This is a genomic window from Sporolactobacillus nakayamae, from assembly GCF_900113325.1.
Lineage (GTDB): Bacteria > Bacillota > Bacilli > Bacillales > Sporolactobacillaceae > Sporolactobacillus > Sporolactobacillus nakayamae.
This window is the reverse complement of record NZ_FOOY01000003.1, coordinates 121,981-140,627: the sequence shown is the minus strand read 5'-3', so window position 1 is coordinate 140,627 and position 18,647 is coordinate 121,981. Positions and strand designations below refer to the sequence as shown.

General features: G+C 41.6%; 15 protein-coding genes. 2 read left to right on the top strand and 13 right to left on the bottom strand.

What is annotated here, in order from left to right:
• The first annotated feature begins 50 nt into the window (after window positions 1-50).
• Window positions 51-959 (top strand): homoserine O-acetyltransferase MetA, encoded by a 909-nt coding sequence (metA, locus tag BM003_RS00750; RefSeq protein WP_093669081.1) that lies wholly within the window; start codon window positions 51-53, stop codon window positions 957-959.
• A gap of 66 nt (window positions 960-1,025) precedes the next feature.
• Here metA and plsX read toward each other — a convergent pair whose 3' ends face one another.
• The 6 genes from plsX to BM003_RS00720 all read right to left on the bottom strand — a co-directional run bounded on the left by plsX (window position 1,026) and on the right by BM003_RS00720 (window position 5,972).
• Window positions 1,026-2,039 carry a phosphate acyltransferase PlsX gene (gene plsX, locus BM003_RS00745; protein ID WP_093669670.1) on the bottom strand — a complete coding sequence of 338 codons (1,014 nt, stop codon included), beginning with the start codon at window positions 2,037-2,039 and terminating at the stop codon, window positions 1,026-1,028.
• Window positions 2,040-2,194: 155 nt separating this feature from the next.
• A complete protein-coding gene (locus BM003_RS00740; RefSeq protein ID WP_093669079.1) occupies window positions 2,195-2,962 on the bottom strand; it encodes a hypothetical protein in 768 nt (255 codons plus the stop codon).
• The gene (locus BM003_RS00735; RefSeq protein WP_093669077.1) at window positions 2,959-3,381 is read right to left on the bottom strand and encodes a permease prefix domain 1-containing protein; all 423 of its coding nucleotides are present in this window, start codon (window positions 3,379-3,381) and stop codon (window positions 2,959-2,961) included. Before BM003_RS00735 ends, BM003_RS00740 begins: the two co-directional genes overlap by 4 nt.
• A complete protein-coding gene (locus BM003_RS00730) occupies window positions 3,378-3,725 on the bottom strand; it encodes a PadR family transcriptional regulator (protein WP_245733969.1) in 348 nt (115 codons plus the stop codon). The genes BM003_RS00735 and BM003_RS00730 overlap by 4 nt, the downstream gene beginning before the upstream one ends.
• A gap of 110 nt (window positions 3,726-3,835) precedes the next feature.
• Window positions 3,836-5,080, bottom strand: coding sequence for an ABC transporter permease (locus BM003_RS00725; protein WP_093669075.1), 1,245 nt, complete (start codon window positions 5,078-5,080; stop codon window positions 3,836-3,838).
• Window positions 5,073-5,972, bottom strand: a complete 900-nt coding sequence (locus tag BM003_RS00720; protein WP_093669073.1) for an ABC transporter ATP-binding protein — start codon at window positions 5,970-5,972, stop codon at window positions 5,073-5,075. The genes BM003_RS00725 and BM003_RS00720 overlap by 8 nt, the downstream gene beginning before the upstream one ends.
• Before the next feature lie 154 nt (window positions 5,973-6,126).
• On the opposite strand from BM003_RS00720, the gene BM003_RS00715 reads away from it, so the two are divergent.
• The gene (locus BM003_RS00715; RefSeq protein WP_093669071.1) at window positions 6,127-6,537 is read left to right on the top strand and encodes a DUF2871 domain-containing protein; all 411 of its coding nucleotides are present in this window, start codon (window positions 6,127-6,129) and stop codon (window positions 6,535-6,537) included.
• Window positions 6,538-6,592: 55 nt separating this feature from the next.
• On the opposite strand, the gene BM003_RS00710 is transcribed toward BM003_RS00715, so the two are convergent.
• From BM003_RS00710 to glgB, 7 genes are all read right to left on the bottom strand, one after another.
• A complete protein-coding gene (locus BM003_RS00710; RefSeq protein WP_093669069.1) occupies window positions 6,593-7,513 on the bottom strand; it encodes a branched-chain amino acid transaminase in 921 nt (306 codons plus the stop codon).
• Between the two features lie 258 nt (window positions 7,514-7,771).
• Window positions 7,772-9,625 (bottom strand): glycoside hydrolase family 13 protein, encoded by a 1,854-nt coding sequence (locus tag BM003_RS00705; protein WP_093669067.1) that lies wholly within the window; start codon window positions 9,623-9,625, stop codon window positions 7,772-7,774.
• 33 nt (window positions 9,626-9,658) lie between these two features.
• Complete coding sequence (locus tag BM003_RS00700; protein ID WP_093669065.1) at window positions 9,659-12,070, bottom strand: glycogen/starch/alpha-glucan phosphorylase; 2,412 nt, start codon at window positions 12,068-12,070, stop codon at window positions 9,659-9,661.
• Window positions 12,071-12,321: 251 nt separating this feature from the next.
• Window positions 12,322-13,545 carry a glucose-1-phosphate adenylyltransferase subunit GlgD gene (glgD, locus tag BM003_RS00695; protein WP_093669063.1) on the bottom strand — a complete coding sequence of 408 codons (1,224 nt, stop codon included), beginning with the start codon at window positions 13,543-13,545 and terminating at the stop codon, window positions 12,322-12,324.
• Complete coding sequence (locus BM003_RS00690; protein ID WP_093669061.1) at window positions 13,532-14,677, bottom strand: glucose-1-phosphate adenylyltransferase; 1,146 nt, start codon at window positions 14,675-14,677, stop codon at window positions 13,532-13,534. The genes glgD and BM003_RS00690 overlap by 14 nt, the downstream gene beginning before the upstream one ends.
• A 360-nt stretch (window positions 14,678-15,037) precedes the next feature.
• Entirely contained in the window at window positions 15,038-16,465 is a 1,428-nt protein-coding gene (gene glgA, locus BM003_RS00685; protein WP_093669059.1) for a glycogen synthase GlgA, read from the bottom strand.
• 41 nt (window positions 16,466-16,506) lie between these two features.
• On the bottom strand, window positions 16,507-18,453 hold the full coding sequence (glgB, locus tag BM003_RS00680) for a 1,4-alpha-glucan branching protein GlgB (protein ID WP_093669057.1): 1,947 nt from the start codon (window positions 18,451-18,453) through the stop codon (window positions 16,507-16,509).
• Between the last annotated feature and the right edge of the window lie 194 nt (window positions 18,454-18,647).

Below are 18,647 nucleotides of genomic sequence, written 5' to 3'. Positions count from 1 at the left end.
AAACAGTTTATAATAAAAATGCCAAGTAAACCATGAGGAGAACTGATGTAATGCCAATAAAAATACCGCAGCTGCTTCCGGCGCGCGAAATTCTTGAAAATGAAAATATTTTTGTTATGGACGAAAATCGTGCAATTACCCAAGACATTCGTCCATTAAATATATTAATATTAAATCTGATGCCTGAAAAAGAGATGGAAGAAACACAATTGCTCCGCCATCTGAGTAACACCCCGTTGCAGGTAAATGTGTCGTTCATGAAAACCGCAACCCATCAATCCAAGAATACGAGTCATCTTCATCTCGATCAATTCTACACCGTTTTTGACGAAGTAAAACATAAAAAATTTGACGGCCTGATTATTACAGGCGCACCTGTAGAACGGTTGCCTTTTTCTGAGGTAGATTACTGGGAAGAGTTGACAGAAATCATGCATTGGGCTGACAGTCATGTTACGTCCACTTTGCATATTTGCTGGGGAGCTCAGGCCGCATTGTATTATCACTTTGGTATTGATAAGATTCTCTATCCCGAAAAACTATCAGGGGTGTTCGCACACACACTCTATTCACCCAAAGAAAAATTACTTCGCGGTTTCGATGACGTTTTTTTTGCGCCGCATTCCCGCTATACAGATGTCGATCGCAAAGCTTTGGCTCTGCATCCGGAGATCCATGTACTCTCCGGATCAGAAGAAGCAGGTCCGTTTATCCTGATGGCGAATCATGGGAAACAAATAATGATTACCGGACATCTCGAATACGACACAGGAACGCTTGCTACCGAATACCAACGTGATTTAAAGAAAGGAATTAATCCAAGCTTGCCAAAACACTATTTCCCTAGTGATAATCCTGAGAGACAGCCTTTGAACATTTGGCGTTCTCACGCGCATCTGCTCTTCTCCAACTGGCTTAACTACTATGTTTATCAAGAAACTCCGTATCAATGGGATTAATCATCTCTTTTGTGAATTAATTCAAAAATAAAAAACTCGGCAGGCGCCGAGTTTTTTTAACATCTATCAGACCTTACTGTTCATCCAGTCATACTGCTTATCATGGAACGTGTGTTCAATGGTTCCAACCACATCTTCTTTAATCAGCAACTGTGCTTGTTTAATCGCCGTATACACGGCTTCACTCTTAGCCGCGCCATGCACTTTAATAATTGGTGCCGCAAGGCCAAAGAGAAGTGCGCCGCCATATGCTGATGTGTCCATATGCTGCTTCACAGATTTTAATTTCCCGTACATGAGACCGGTCAGTACTTTTGTATATAGAGAGCTGCCTAGCGTTTCCTTGAGCAGCTTCATTAATGACATAGCCGTACCCTCAATACTCTTGAGCACCATGTTGCCCGAAAATCCGTCTGCCACAATCACATCGGCCGGACCTTCAAGCAGCTCACGTGATTCCACGTTGCCGACAAAGTTGATTGGCGCATTACTCAACAGCTTATAGGCCTCTTTCACCAGTTCATTTCCCTTTCCCGCTTCCTCACCGATATTCAGAAGGCCAATTCTTGGGTTGGGACGATGCATCACTTTCTCCGCATAAATTGCGCCCATGATCGCGTATTGCAACATATTCTCCGGCTTTGTTTCCGCATTTGCCCCGACATCAAGAAACAAAAATCCTTTATTCTGATGAATAGTAGGTAACGTTGGGGCAAGCGCAGGCCGATCAATTCCTTTAATACGCCCGACACCGAATAATCCGGATGCCATCAGTGCCCCGGTATTTCCGGCAGAGATAGCGGCAGAACAACGTTTTTCACGAACCTCCTGAACTGCCAAAACCATTGATGCCTGTTTTTTCCTTCGAACGGCTTGAACCGGCGCATCTGTACCTTCGATCTTCTCTGTTGTGTGCAGAATATCGATTCGATTCTGTTCACCAACCAAATTCACTAACTTATCCTTATCACCAACAAGAGTGATCTGAAGATCCGGAAATTCTTTCAGCGCCTTCAATGTTCCTTCCACCATTGCATCAGGAGCGTGATCTCCACCCATAGCATCAATAGCTAACCTCATCATTTATTCTCTCCTTTATTAAAAAACATTCCGTCCTGTACTTTCTAATGTTTATCGTTCCGTACATCATTATAATTGATTCTCGACTCACTGTATCACTTAATACGTCTTCTGTCCAAACTATGTTTCAAAAAATGTGCTTATGTTTCGAAATGTTATGCCTCCACTGGACGTTTGACAAAATAATAAACAGATAATGGCCACCAAACAATAGCGAATGCCGGATACACAGCCCACAATTGGTCCGGTGAGAGCATATAATTGATGATCGAAAAGTATGTAATGGTGAGCATTGCACCAACAACTGCGAATCGAAAAGGTTTTTTCGCCAAATAGACACTCACCGGCCACCAAATAGTGACAAAAATCGGATGAATCGCCCAGAGAAGATTCGGTGTCGTGATCATATTCAGCATGGCAAAAAAAATGATTGTCCATCCTGCCCCTAGCACGCCGAGCATTAGCGGACGACTCGCAAGACTTATACTAAGCGGCCACCAGACAAAGGCGAAGATTGGGAAAATGCACCAAAGAAAACGTGGTTCAAAATAAATATTGAGCATAACATAATACATAATTACCGAAATACTGACGTAATACGAAAATGAGCGTCTCAGAGCAGCCATGCCTGCGCAGACAATAGCGGGCCAAGCAATTGCGAGTGGCAAGAGATAGACAACCCAGAAATAGTGCGGTGTTTCTAGCCAATTTTGTACGACGCAAAATGCGACAAACAAACTAGAGGTAACAATTGATCCTTTTTTCTTATCATTGATAATCACCCATACAAGCGGGCAAAGTAATAAGGCGACAGGATAAATAGCCCAAAAACTCGAGACACCTGTAAACAGATTGACCGTTAGAAGAAAGATGCCCGTCATGATGCTGCCCAATGCAATAAATTCGCGCAGTGATCGATTCATCCTTTCCCCTCCAATTTTTTTCGGTGCAAATGATAGAACATAGAAAGCGGCCACCACGCAACAGCGAATGCCGGATAAATAAACCAGATTATATGTGGTGTGTAATAATAATTGATAAATAGGACTAATGCAATAATTAGACCGCTTCCCCACAAAGAATAGCCAAGATTTAGTCGCGCGAGTTCTGGTTTGTGGTTGTTTGGAAAATCTGGTAGATCCATTTCCTGCTTGATTTCGTCGATGTCGCCAAATTCGACAATGACTTTATTAATCGCATCTTCCTCCGATTTGCCTTCTTCGACTAAATCAGCCACCTTTTCTTCTAAATCGCGGATAATTTCTTCCTTTACTTTCTCTGTCTGATCACCTCTAGGAAGCTCTTCAAAAAGTTTATTAATATAAGCTGTCAGACGCTTCATTCACCAATCTCCTCCATAAATAGATCCATAATGTATTTAACTTCTCGCCATTCTTTGACCATCTCATGAAAGTACGCTTTTCCTAGTGGCGTAATTCTATAATATTTTCGTTTCCCCCCATGAGACCGTTCCCCATAATACGATTCGATTAACTGCTTTTTCTCCAATCGTTGAAAAACGGCGTAAAGTGTTGCCTCTTTAATTTCAAATTTTCCGTCACTCTTTTGACTGATTTTCTTTGAAAGTTCATACCCGTATGAATCTGCCTCCTTAAGAAGCCGAAGAATAATCGAGTCCAGATGCCCTCTTAAAATGTCGCTGCGAATAGTACCACCCCATATCAATAGATCATTACTCTATCTGTTATAGTAATACTACCATCGATTACTCTATGTGTCAAAGTAATTTTTCAAGAAAAAAAAAGGATTGGAAAGAATTTTTCCAATCCTTGATCTTATTTGGAGAGTAGAATTGCTTGTTTGATTTTCTTGATAAAAGAACCATTTGCATACGTGAGCACCGAACCGCGATAGAACCGCAAACTAAATAGGAAAAGTCCGACTATAGTTCCACCGAGAATCAGCAGTGAGAGTAAAGCCTGCCATAAACTCATATCTGTTGCTCCGATTCGCATGGGCATAATCATCGAGGCGGTGAATGGAATATAGGAAAAAATTTTAATCAGCAAGGTATCCGGATTGCTCATACCGCTGATGGCGATAAAGAATCCGACCATAAGCATCATGGTGACAGGCATCACCGCCTGACCGACATCCTGTACTTTATTAACGAGTGATCCAAGTACAGCGCCCATCAACGTGTAAAGCACACAGGCAAAGAAGAAAAAGAAAATAGCATATGCCGTATAGCCTGCAGTGAGCGATGAAAAGAGATCGTTCAGCAGATCCCAGTATTTTCCTGACTGAAAGCTGCGGGCCATGATCAGTGCCGCGGCAATCAAAACAGCAAATTGGGTCATCGCCAAGGCAAGCACGCCACTGACCCGCGACAGCAAATGCATCACCGGTGATGTACTGGAAATAATGATTTCCATAATCCGCGAATCCTTTTCTGCGGCTACTTCAGACGAAATGATGGAGAGATAAGAAAGGACGAATAAATAGATAATGAAAGCGACAGCGTACGATACAATTGTCGCGGTTGTCTTCTCCTCACTCGTCTTCCCTTTCTCTGCTGCCTGGGATATGACTTTTTGACTCAATTGTACGTTCTGATTCATGATGCGCTGCGCCTGATCAGCGGTGAGCTTGAGTTGCTGGATGGTAAACAGCTGGCTTGCGGATTGTACTTGCTGTTCAAGCATCTGCTGATTGTTAAGCTCAAGCGGTTTCTTCGTTTGCAGCTCTGCATTCAATTGATCACCATTTTTTAAAGACAGCAGGAGCAAAGCATCTGTTTTCCCCTTCAGAACTTGATTCTCTTCTTCCTTAAGAGAATGATTGGACGTTTTAAAGCTGATTTTTTTGTTGCTGTTAAAATATGATGCAGCGTTTTCTTTTGTTTGATCAACAATGACAATGCTAAGCGGTTTATCCGCAGTTGCAAACCACCCGCTTATTGTCGGCCAGAGAAAAAAACACGCGACACCGATCAGCATGATGAGTGTTGTAATATAAAAGGATTTTGCTTTTAATTTACTCGTATAAGATTGTGAAAATAAGAGCATAAATTTAGACATTCTCGCCCGCCACCTTCCGTTTAAAGAGTTCTTCAAGCGACAAATAGTCCAAGCTGAAGCGTTCGATAAATCCGTCTTGCGTCAACGTTTTAAAAATCGGACGTGCATCATCTTCGTGTGACAAAATCAGCCGATACATGTCCTTTTCTTCCGATACAGAGATCACACCAGGAAGTCCGGACAAATCAGATGTCATAAATGGACCGCGAACGGTAAGATTGACTTTTCCATACTGCTTTTTCAGATCAATAATCGCTCCTGAAAACAGTGATTTTCCTCGCTTTAAAAGACAGATATGATCACACAGCTCCTCAACATGATCCATCCGATGACTGGAAAAAATGATTACTGTCCCCTGATTTTTCAGTGCGATAATCGCATTCTTAAGCAAACCTGCATTGACCGGATCAAGTCCGCTGAACGGTTCGTCCAAGATCAGCAGGCGGGGCTTGTGGATCAAGCTGGCAATCAATTGCACTTTCTGTTGATTCCCCTTTGAAAGTGTCTCTGTAAGTACTTTTCGTTTATCCGTCAATTCAAATCGCTCAAGCCATTCATTGATCTCTAATATCAACGTTCGCTTTGATTTGCCGCGCAGCTGCCCAAAAAACAATAATTGATCTCCCACAGTCATTTTAGGATACAAGCCTCTTTCTTCTGGCAGATAACCGATCCAATCCCGATTAAGCGTATGAACCGATTCACCTTCCCATTTAATTGCACCGGAAGTTGGAGCAATTAAATTGAGGATCATCCGAAAGGTTGTTGTCTTCCCTGCACCATTTTGACCGATCAGTCCAAAGATTTCGCCTTGTTTAGCCGTAAAATTCAGATTGTCGACCGCAACAAATTCTTGAAAACGTTTGCTCAAATGTTCGATGGTTAATGTCATTGTTTCCCTCGCTTTACGATTAAAAGTTCGTTTTCCCTTCTTATCCCCAATTAATAGTGTAACAAGAGCCTCTATCTCGATGCAAATCACTCACCATATTAAGCAAACAAGCTATAATAAAAGAGAACGTACATATTCACGGAGGATTTTTATTATGAAAAAATTATATGTGGCTGCACTTATTTACATGATCGCAGGCCTTGGCTCCGGTATCTATTATCGTGAGTTAACCAAAGCGATGAATTTTCATGGCGAGTCCATGCTGTCAATTCTGCATACGCATTTACTAATTCTCGGCATGTTCTTTTTCCTTATCTTGATCGTTATGGAGAAAGTCTTCGTCCTTACCGCGAGCAAGCGATTTTCGTTATTTTTTTGGACCTACAATGTCGGAGTTGTTTGGACGATCACGATTATGGTCATTCATGGAACACGGGACGTGCTCGGCGTCTCATCCGGACCCGCAATCGCCGGAATGGCGGGAATGGGGCATATTGTCCTAACCATCGGCTTTGTTCTTTTTTTCATCATTCTCAAGGATGTACTCTTTGAAAAAGCAAAATAAAAAAGAGAGAATTTTCCTCTCTTTTTTATTTTGCTTTTATATGGCATTTTTTAAATTATTTATCGTATACCGGTGTGCATGATTCTGCGTATTTTGGATTCTTTCCTACAGTCAACCCAAAGAACAATTCCTTAATCTGTTTGCACACTTCGCCTTCGTGACCGGTTCCAATTGTGCGGTGGTCAACATCGACGATAGGGGTGACTTCCATCGCGGTTCCGCTGAAGAATACTTCGTCTGCAACATAAAGTTCAGATCTCGAGATACTGCGTTCCTGAACTTCAAGTCCCAATTCTTCTTTCGCAAGTTTCATGACGAGATCGCGTGTGATGCCTTCAAGAATATTGTCTGCCGGTGGCGGTGTAACCAATTTGCCCTTACGGAATATGAAGATATTCTCCCCTGAACCTTCACAGACATGATCCCCGTCAGTTAAAAAGATCGCTTCATCGAATCCGGCACGCTTTGTTTCAAGGGCAGCCAGTGCAGAGTTAAGATAGGCTGCCGTTGCTTTTGTACGTGGCGGAAGTTGGTTGTTCGAAATTCTTTTCCATGAAGTGATACCAACACTCAATTCTGATTTTCCTGCGTATTTGTTTAACGGTTGTGTGTAGATAACAACCTTAGCATCTTTGCCGTCCAGCGTCGGTCCGATATCCAGTGCATCGTTATAAACGATAGGACGAAGATATGTAGTTGTCCTACAGTTGTTTGCTTTAAGAAGTGCGATTGTTCCTTCGATCAGTTCATCTACTGAAAAATCAAAATCCAGGTTAACTGTCTTAGCAGATTCCTTCAGCCGTTCATAGTGTTCCTTAAGTTTGAAACCGTACAGCTGTTGTTTTTCATCATCCCAATAAGCGCGAATGCCTTCAAATACACCAAGGCCATAATTAAATGCCTTGCTTCGGACGCTGATTTTCACATCGTCCTCTTTCACGATTTTCCCTTGATAATATACATAAGACTCTGACAATGTAAACTCCTCCTTGCGTTTCTGATAGTAACAGAACATTCAGTCGGTTTTCTCTTGGACTCTCTTATATTGCCCGAAAAGACCTACAAAATCTTCTGCCTTTTTTTGTGTACGTATATAATAACATAAATAAACAGTGATATTTTCGAAAAAAGAAATATTTTAAGAAAAACTTGCCAATTCGCAAGTTTTTTGAATGATTTTCATTTTTTTAACAGCAGTTTGCTTCTATTAACCCTTACTAAGTGTTTGATCAATTCATTCATTTGATTTTAGAATCTGAAACGCTTGTGCATTGAGCTGCTTCGTAGCAGGGAGAACACTTTGCAGACAACCACGAATGAGATTGCCGCACGTCTCATCAATAAATTGGTTTATATCCAAATCAACCGAATCCATAGTAGGATTCATGAGAAATACAGTATAGTTTTCTGTCGAACGCAGACGCAAGCAGCCAAACAGAGCACCTATGGAAAATGGATAGAAATCTCCCGTCTGCAGATTCTCATCCGTTCTACGCGCCTGGATCGCTTCATGGAATATCGTCACTATTTTTCGGTTTTCCCTGCCCCAGGGATAAAAACGACGATTATCCGGATCTTTACCTCCCGTGAGACCGGCCTCATCACCGTAATACACACATGGAACTCCCGGTAAAACCATCAGCAGCCAAATGGCCAACTGCAGCTTCTTTTCATCGTTGTCAAGCACTGTCAAAATACGCTCTGTGTCATGTGTGCCTATGTTGTTCATATTGGCAAATAAAGTGTCGCTCGGATAATTGGATTTCAACGTCAAACCCGCACGAACAGCTTGTCGCGCGTTTATTTTCCCGTTAATCAACTCGATGATTAGCGTGCGAAACGGGTAGTTCATCACGCCATGAAGCATACCGCCCTCAAGATAATGCCTCCTTTTGCCATAAGCAATTTTATTTGACGCATCTTCCCACACCTCGCCAATAAGTACCTTGTGATCATCTTTTTCTTCATGCCGATTGATCGATTTTCGAATTCCGGCAATAAAATCATCACTTAATTCATCGGCAACATCCAACCGCCAACCGCCGATTCCAGATGCCGACCAGGTATCCACGACACTGTCTTCAGCATCGTAAATAAATTTCCGATAGCTTTCCTTCTCTTTATTAACAGTTGGCAGATCCGAGATATTCCACCAACAGTCATAATGATCTTGATCGCCATGAAAGGTGAACCAATCTCGGTATGGAGATGATTGATCCTTGTATGCACCGGTATTTCCATACGTTCCAAAACGGTTGAAGTAGATGCTGTCAGCCCCGACATGATTAAACACTCCGTCAAGTATGATGTGAATGCCGTATCGACGTGCCTTGTTGATTAGCTTGTCAAATGTCTTCCGATCACCAAACATCGGATCGATACGTCTATAGTTTGCTGTATCGTATTTGTGATTACTGCTCGCTTCAAAGATCGGACTTAGATAAAGTATCGTGACACCAAGCAGCTTTAAATCATGCAATTTGTTAATTATCCCGCTCAAATTACCCCCATAGAAATCCCAACGAACGATATCTCCGTTTTTATCGCGAATATAATAGGGAAGATCCTCTTCGGTTGCGTAGATGAATGTGTTTTTCTTCGGATTCAGCACGCGATGATTGCGTTCACCATTGGAAAATCGATCGATGAAAATATGATAGATTACTCCGTTGACATACCAGTCGGGTGCAGGATCCAATTTGTTGAAGCACGTAATTTGATACTGTTCAATCTGAGAAAGATCTGAAACTAATCGTCCTTCTCCGCCATAATTATCTTCCGACTTTCCATAATAAATTATTCTTTCATGCAAATCTTCCTGATAAATAATTCTGAAGTGATAGAAATAGAGACGTGTGGGACTTTCAGTTGTTAGTTTCACGTAGTACATATCCTCTTTTTCTGAGGATGGCGCCATTTGACGCACCTGCGCCTGTTCTCCGTCCCTTTGAATCATTAAATCCACTTCAATGACATCAATGTTGGCCACCTTAATTGAAAAATAAATGCTGCTGCCCGTCTTTACCGCTCCAAACGGACGTCTGAATGCCTCAGACCATGAATTAAAAGATACCTTTGGAACTCCCATGAAGCAACTCCCTCTTTCTCAAACCAAAAAGCCTCATTTCAGATGAGCGTTTGACGACACATCCCAAATCTGGTTCGCATATTGCTGCACTGTATAATCGGATGAAAAAATTCCCGCACCAGCGATATTGATCAATGCCATACGCTGCCATTTCAACATGTCACGATAGAGAGAATCAATTCGTTCCTGAGCAGCGACGTAGGCGTCAAAATCACGAAGCACAAAATACTCATCGCCGTATTGGACCAATGAATCAAATATTGAGTGCCCTTCAGCCACAACTCCGGGAATGGTTCCATCAATCAATGCATCCAAGACCCTGTGCAGAACCGGATTATTCTCATAGTAGCTACGTGAGTGGTAGGACCCATCATGATAATATTGATACACTTCCTCTTCTCGCAAACCAAAAATCACAATGTTTTCGGAACCGACGTGCTCCTTAATTTCAACATTCGCGCCGTCAAGCGTGGCAAGAGTGATTGCGCCATTAAGCATTAGTTTCATATTACTTGTTCCTGACGCTTCTTTCGAAGCAAGTGAAATTTGTTCACTGACATCTGCCGCAGGTATGATTTTCTCTGCCAATGACACCCCATAATTCTCGACAAAGACAATCTTTAACTTATTCTCTATAGACGAGTCATTGTTAATCAGCTCAGCTACTGTATTGATTAGCTTTATTATTTGCTTGGCATAAGTATAGCTTGGCGCTGCCTTGGCACCGAAGATAAACACCCGTGGCTGAATGTCCGCCGCAGGATTATCTTTTAGTTTGAAATACAAACTGAGAATGTGCAGTAAGTTCATCAGTTGTCTTTTATACGCGTGAAGTCGTTTGATTTGAACATCAAAAATGGCGTCAGGATTTATAGCCAACCCCATTGTCTCTTGAACATAGTCGGCGAAACGTTCTTTATTCAAATGCTTGATACGTGCGAGTTCAAGCAATGTTTCATTATCATCGCGAAAAGCTTTTAACATTTTTAATTCAGTCGGCATTGTTTCCCATTCATTGCCAATTTTGCGATTGATAAGATCGCGGAGCGGTTCATTGGCAAGCATCAACCAACGGCGTTGCGTTATCCCATTAGTTTTGTTATTGAACTTCGACGGATAAACAAGGAAGAAGTCGTGTAACACTTTCTCCTTAAGAATGGTCGTATGAAGTTGGGCAACGCCATTAATACTGTGGCTGCCGATGATTGCCAAATGCGCCATTTTCACATGCCCACCTTCAATAATCTGCGTTCGATCAATAATGGCAGGTTCAAACAATGTGCCCATTTTCATGGTGTACCGACGATCGATTTCGCAGATGACCTGGTATATACGCGGAAGTAACGAGCTGATCATGTCGATTGGCCATTTTTCAAGTGCCTCAGACATAATGGTATGATTCGTGTAACTCATCACATTGACGGTAACATTCCAAGCATGTTCCCAGTCCATATGCTCCTCATCCAGTAAAATGCGCATTAACTCTGGAACACAGAGTGCTGGATGCGTGTCGTTTATATGAATCGCCACTTTTTCGGCTAGATGATTCATATGCAGATGCATCTTTTTGAAATGACGAATAATACTCTGAATCCCTGCGGAAACAAAAAAGTACTCCTGTTTTAAACGTAGCAATCTGCCTTCATACGTAGAATCATCAGGATACAGAACTTCAGATATGCTCTCGATTTGATTTCTTTGATGAATATAGGCCCAGTAGTCGGAAATGTCATCTTGTGGAGGTAATTCAGCAGACCACAGGCGTAATGTGTTGACAACATTATTTTTGTAGCCAATTACTGCGCTGTCATAGGGTACGGCCAACACCTCCTGAGCCCCCTCATAATGAGGGGTTAAAAATCCTTTGTCTGTTTGCTGCAGCCAAACCTTTCCATAGAAGCGCACCGTAACTGCGGCATGCATTTTTCGTGTTTCCCACACATTTCCGTTCTGCAGCCAATTTTCAGGAAGCTCCACCTGATATCCGTTGACAAATTTCTGTTTAAATAAACCATATTTGAAGCGGATTCCGTTGCCATGTGCCGGTATTTCGCTTGTTGCCATTGAATCAATAAAGCAGGCTGCCAAACGACCCAGCCCACCGTTGCCAAGTCCTGGATCCGGTTCAATCTGCACAAGTTCTTCAAGATCAATTCCAAGATCTTGTAAGGCGCTCCGCACAGTATCCAAAATGCCTAGATTCAATAAATTACTTTTCAGCATTCGTCCAAGGAGAAATTCCATCGAAAAATAATAGACCTGTTTTTCCTTCTTCTCACTGTAGTGCTGATTTGTTCGGCTCCAGTTCTTTGACGAGTACGAACGGATCAAATTCCCTAATGTAAAAAATTGTTCCGTTAACTCTGATTCGGTAATATCCATTGAATAGACTTCTGTCAGCATTTTCTTAAAGTCATCCTTGAACTTACGCTTCGATAGATCCATAACATTATCATCCTTAGCACATCATTATTATTAAAAAAATGTAAATTGATAATCAAAAACAGCCGCGAATGCCTCTGACCTTGCAACTCTTTTATCATAATGTTCTTAGTTGCATTGAAAAGGCTGTTTATTCTGTCCGGCTGTTTCTGAAGTTACTATTCTTGATGACGTAAAGTGCGGCTTTCTTCACGGGCTATGAACCTATCATTGCCAAAAAAGGCAAGATTTAAAAGCCGCATTCAAGCAAATTTTTATGAAAACAATGGATTGAAGTTCTCTCTGTCAGTTCCCTGATCTTTTGTATCTGTAACTATAGACGGGATACCTTCGGAAATTCGACTGATTACCGAATTCTTCTCAATAACAATCGGTTTATTTTTTGTTCCAATTAATTTCGTGTTTGGTTCGATACGCACTTGTTTATCCAGAATGACATAGTGAAGTTCCGCTCCGCTGCCGATAGAACTCCCTTGCATGATCACAGAGCTGTTCACAACTGCATTCTTTTCAATCGTTACATTGCGAAAGATAACGGAGTGTGCAACCTCTCCATGGATCATGCAACCATTAGCAACCAATGAATCTTGAACATCCGATGAGCGGGAATAAAAGGTTGGCGCTTCGTTTTTCACCTTGGTATTAATGCTCTGGTTTCCTTTCAGCAGCGCCATCAGATTTGAATCCTGAAGCATATCCATATTTGCTTGATAGTACGCTTGAACTGAAGTGACATTCTTTAAGTATCCGGTATATTCGAAACCATTAGATGGTAAATTGATGACCGCTTGATGAAGTACATCGTTTAAGTTACAATGTTCATTCTCTGCGACAACATTACGGATTAACTTCGTCAGTAATTCGGTTTTTAAGATATAAATATCCATATTGATAAAAAGCTTGCCTGTTCCTTCATGCATTCCGCATGATTTAAGTCCACGTACCCGGCCGTCCTCATCTATGGTCAGACATGATGCCCTATGATCGTTATTATCATGAGCCTCTACCGATCTATAAACTACGGTTATCTCTGCCCCTTGTTCGATATGATGACGCAAAATCGCTTTTACATCGATATTACATAGCATTTGTGTACCCATGATCACAGTGTATTCGGATTCGGATTTCTCAAAGAATTCGATATTGTTGAAGTAATTGATAATGTCTCCTTCTCGATTTACGCCAACCTTGTTTCCGTCTGAATTCGGTTGAGCGAAGAAAAATAATCCACCATGTATACTGTCCAAACCCCATTCTTTACCACTTCGAACATGATCATAAATTGAGCGCAAATTATCGTCTGTAAAGACGCCGATTGTTTCTACTCCGGCTGTGGTTAAATTAGTTAATGGGAAATCAATTAACCGATACCTGCTGCAAAAGGGAAGGCTGGCAATTGGCCGATGTCGCGTCAACGGATAAGCAACCAATCTTGATTCCGTCAAATTAAGTATCCCGCAAATTTTATTTCTCTTCATCATTCAACCCTCCCACAATTTCGTTATAACCAATAACTTCAATTGACTGATCACCGACAACTTGAGCATTATCAGCGAACACCGCATGTTCGCCAACAATAGCATGGCTAATCGTTACATTCTTCCCAATCACGGAATTTGCCATGATGATGGAATCCTTGACGACACTATTTGCTCCGATTTTCACATTTTGTGAGATTATAGAGTGATTAATTTCACCTGAAATATAGCAGCCGTCAACGACTAACGATTCCTTTACTTTCGCCCCTGCTGCCATGTAGTGTGGTGGTGCGACAGGATTTTTGGAATAAATTCGCCAGCTTTTGTCACGAATATTTAATTCATGATCAGGATTGATGAAAGCCATATTCGCTTCCCAAAGGCTTTCAATCGTGCCGACATCCTTCCAGTATCCAGTGAACGAATAGGCAAATACATTTTCTCCGTTGGCTAGAAAAGTAGGAATCACATTTTTCCCGAAATCATCCATATTCTGACCGGTAGCGTGGCTTTCCATCAGATAGCGACGAAGAATTTCCCAAGTAAAGATATAAATGCCCATTGATGCCAAATTACTTTTCGGAACTTTAGGTTTCTCCTCAAAATCAATGATTCGATCCGTATTGTCCGTATTCATAATGCCAAATCGGGAAGCTTCATCGAGTGGAACATGAATCACGGCAACTGTAGCCGACGCCTTTTTCCGTTTATGAAAATGCAGCATATGCTCATAATCCATTTTGTATATATGATCCCCGGAAAGAATTAATAAGTACGTCGGATTATGGCTGTCAATGTAACTGATATTTTGATAAATTGCATGGGCCGTTCCCTCAAACCATTTCTCTCCGTCGAGGCTTGAATGCGGCTGTAGAATAGTGACGCCACCATCCTTATGGTCAAGCCCCCAAGACGATCCGTTTCCTATATGACTGTTTAATTCAAGGGGTTGATACTGAGTCACCACACCAATTGTCCGTATCCCCGAATTGGAACAATTGCTTAATGAAAAATCTATAATACGATACTTCCCCCCAAAAGGAACGGCGGGTTTTGCGATCGTCCTTGTGAGTTTTCCAAGACGAGATCCTTGGCCGCCTGCCAAAATCATTGCAATCATTTCGTTTTTCATAATAATGGAAAAAGAATGGCAATCCCACCTTCTTCCGCACACCTCCCTCGTGTCAGTCAAAAGTCTTTAATCTATCTTATGAATGATGAAGCGAAAACATCTTCAAAATATCTCGCTTCACATAAATAAGCTGACATTCTAAGCAATCCGCCTAATGTAACCGCTTCCACTCGTTATTTAAACAATGACCACAGACTAAAAGCATTTTTTAAAAATTTTTCAAATGTTAGTTCATGCTTCGTTTCGCCTGTAGCCAATGGAAAATATACTTCCCAATAACTATTATATAACAAAATTCAGGAAATACGGAACATTTCATTGAAAAAGTTCTGAATTTATTATAATAATCTTTCATATTAGTTACTCGACTAGTGTTTCATACAAATCAATGTATTCCTTTGCTGATTGTGCCCATCCGTAGTCTAATTGCATCGCGCGATTTGCTATTTCTGTAAATTTAGAACGATCGTGATTGTATAGTCGAACCGCACGCTCAATCGTATAGAGCATGTCATGCGCATTGTAATTGGTAAAACTGAATCCATTTCCCTCATCGGTGAACTCATTGTATGACTGTACTGTATCCTTAAGTCCGCCTGTTTCTCTGACTATGGGTAAGCTTCCATAGCGCATGGCAAGCAATTGTCCAATACCACAAGGTTCGAAATTCGACGGCATTAAAAACAGATCCGAACCTGCATAGATTTTTCGTGCCAACCCATCGTCAAAGAATATATTCGCAGAAACTGATCCGGAGTACTGACCGGCTAACCAACGAAACGCGTCTTCGTCACTTCGTTCTCCGGTTCCGAGCAGTACAAATTGAACCCCAAGATGCATCATTTCATGAAAAACCCGAAGCACCAAATCAATCCCTTTTTGACCGGTTAATCGCGTAATCATTGCAATCATAGGGATATCCGCATCAACGGGAAGACGGAGATGTTCTTGAAGCGCGATTTTATTTTTCTTTTTCCCAATCGGGTCACTGTATTTAGCGAATACTTGTGAATCGGTTTGCGGATTGTATAGCTCATTATCAATACCATTTACGATTCCGTGCAGTTTGCCACTATTCCAACGTAGAAATCCATCGAGTTTTTCGCCATAATAGGGCATTTGAATCTCGCGTGCATAGGTACGGCTGACCGTCGTCAACTGATCCGAATAAGCGAGACCTGCTTTCATGTAACTCACATTGTCATAGAATTCAAGACCATTTTCGTGAAAATAGGAATAATCGAGTTCGAGCAAGTCACCAAGCACTGATTTAGAAAACACCCCCTGATATCTCAAATTGTGAATCGTAAATACCGTTCGAATGTCCTTATAAAAAGCCTGTTTTCTAAAGTGCGCATCAAGAAGCACAGCGATTAATCCCGTTTGCCAGTCATGACAGTGTATTAAATCCGGATGGTCATCCAGATGCGGGAGAGCTGCTAGAACCGCCTTAGAAAAAAAAGCGAAGCGTTCTCCATCGTCATTATAGCCATATGACCCTGCACGCTTGAAGTAATATTCGTTATCCAAGAAATAATAATTGATCCCAGATTGTTCAAGTTTATAAATTCCGCAATATTGATTTCTCCAACCAACCGAAACGAAGATATATTTCATGTACGTCAAACGTGTTTGAAAATCCGGATTCAGATCCTGGTATTTCGGAAGGACAACGCTTACGTTCACGCCTTCTTTCTGCAAAGCCTTAGGCAATGCACCAACTACATCACCCAATCCACCTGTTTTTATAAATGGAACACATTCAGATGCGGCAAAAAGCACATTCATCTCTCTCTCTCCTTTTTCAGTGGCTCAGGGGAACGGTTTCGTTATACCTGATCATAAGCCTTCATTGTTTTTCTTTTTTTTGTTTCTTTCATTAGAATACTAATTCCCAACGGCGGAATCGTCGTTTCCACGCAATATGGATGATTGTGAAAAGGCTCGTCAATAGATTCAACCGACTTACGATTGCATTGCCCCGTTCCTCCAAATGTCTCTGCGTCACTATTGAACATTTCCAAATAAGGCCCGCTTGCCGGAACCCCAAGTTTGAAATGATGATAGACATTTGGCGTGAAGTTGCACACGATCACGCAGTAGTCGCCTTTTCGCTTCCCTTTTCTTATGAAACTGATGATACTTTGATTTGAATTATCTGCATCAATCCATTCAAATCCTTCCTCCTCATGGTCGAGCCGCCATAAACAAGATGTCTCTTGATAGAAATGATTAAAGGCGACAGCGTAATCATGAAATGCGTGATGCATTGGAAAATCAAGCAGCTTCCAGTCGAGTTGTTCTAAATCCTTCCATTCATCAAACTGAGCGAATTCACTACCCATAAATAAAAGTTTCTTGCCTGGGTGCGTCATAAAAAAGCCATACAATACGCGCAGACTCGCAAATCGCTGCCACTCATCCCCCGGCATTTTATTCAATAACGAGCGCTTGCCATAAACGAGTTCATCATGCGAGAAAGACAAAATGAAATTCTCCGAGTACGCGTAAAGCATTGAAAAAGTAATCAAGTTGTGATGGTAACGCCGTTCAGATGGTTCCAGCGACATATAACGCAAAATATCATGTACCCAGCCCATGTTCCATTTATAATTAAACCCCAATCCACCGGCATCAGTCGGTTTCGAAACCATCGGAAAATCGGTGGCTTCCTCAGCGATCATCAATGCTGATGGAAATTCAATGAACACCGCCTCATTTAATTTCTTGATAAAGTCAATAGCTTCAAGATTTTCATAGCCGCCATATTTATTCTTCAAATCAAAAGGAAGATCATTGTTATGATTCAAATAGATCATCGATGAGACGGCATCAATTCGAAACCCTTCAACATGATAGACGTCCATCCAGTAACGGGCGTTTGAAATGAGAAAACTAACAACTTCATTTTTGCTGAAGTCAAAATTGTATGTGCCCCATTGTGGACGGTCCGCCAATTTCGGATCACACGGTTCATAAAGCGGCGTGCCGTCAAATTTGCCAAGTCCATGCGTGTCACGGCAGAAATGAGCTGGCGTCCAGTCCAATATGACACCGATTCCACGTTTATGGCACGTGTCGACGAAATACATAAAATCCTGCGGACTGCCGAAACGGCTTGTTGGCGCGAAATAACCCGTGATCTGATAGCCCCAGGAGCGGTCATATGGATGCTCCATAATTGGCATGAGTTCAATGTGAGTAAACCCGTTTTCAAAAGCATAATCAACAAGCTCATCAGCAAGTTCACGATAAGTCAGAAGTTTCCCGTCTTCCTTTTTTTTCCACGAACCTAAATGGCATTCGTAAATTACCATCGGCCGATGATATTCATCCTTCTTATCTCTCTGTCTCATCCATTTACTGTCATGCCATTTATACCCATCAATCCTGCAAGTCAAGGACGCTGTGTTCGGCCTTGTTTCGGCATAAAAAGCGTACGGATCTGATTTCAAGACGACTGAACCAGAGGCCGTCTCAATCGCGAATTTATACCGTTCTTCAACACCGATTCCTTCAATAAAGCTTGTCCAAACACCGGATTGTTTCACTGGTTTCATCTTATGTTTGCCCGCATCCCAGTCGTTAAAATCACCAACGACAGAGACAGAGCGCGCGTTCGGTGCCCATACAGTGAATCGAAATCCGTCTTCGTTATCGACATGTTCATAATGCGCGCCAAACACCTTGTACCCTTCAAAGAGAGTACCTTCGTGAAATAAATACAGATCAACATCATTTGGGGACAGTTGCCGCTCATTTTCAACAGTTAACATTGATCCACACGTCCTTTATTATTATTATTATGGATTGAAGGATATGCTCCAGTCCGTTCGCACTTGTTTCCTCGATTCAGCAAATATCGTTGCGATCATTGCTGCTCTTTTATCCGTTTATACATAATGATTCAACGGGAAACGTTAAATTCCTTCTCCAAAACATGTCTATTTATGTCAAAATAGAGAAAATA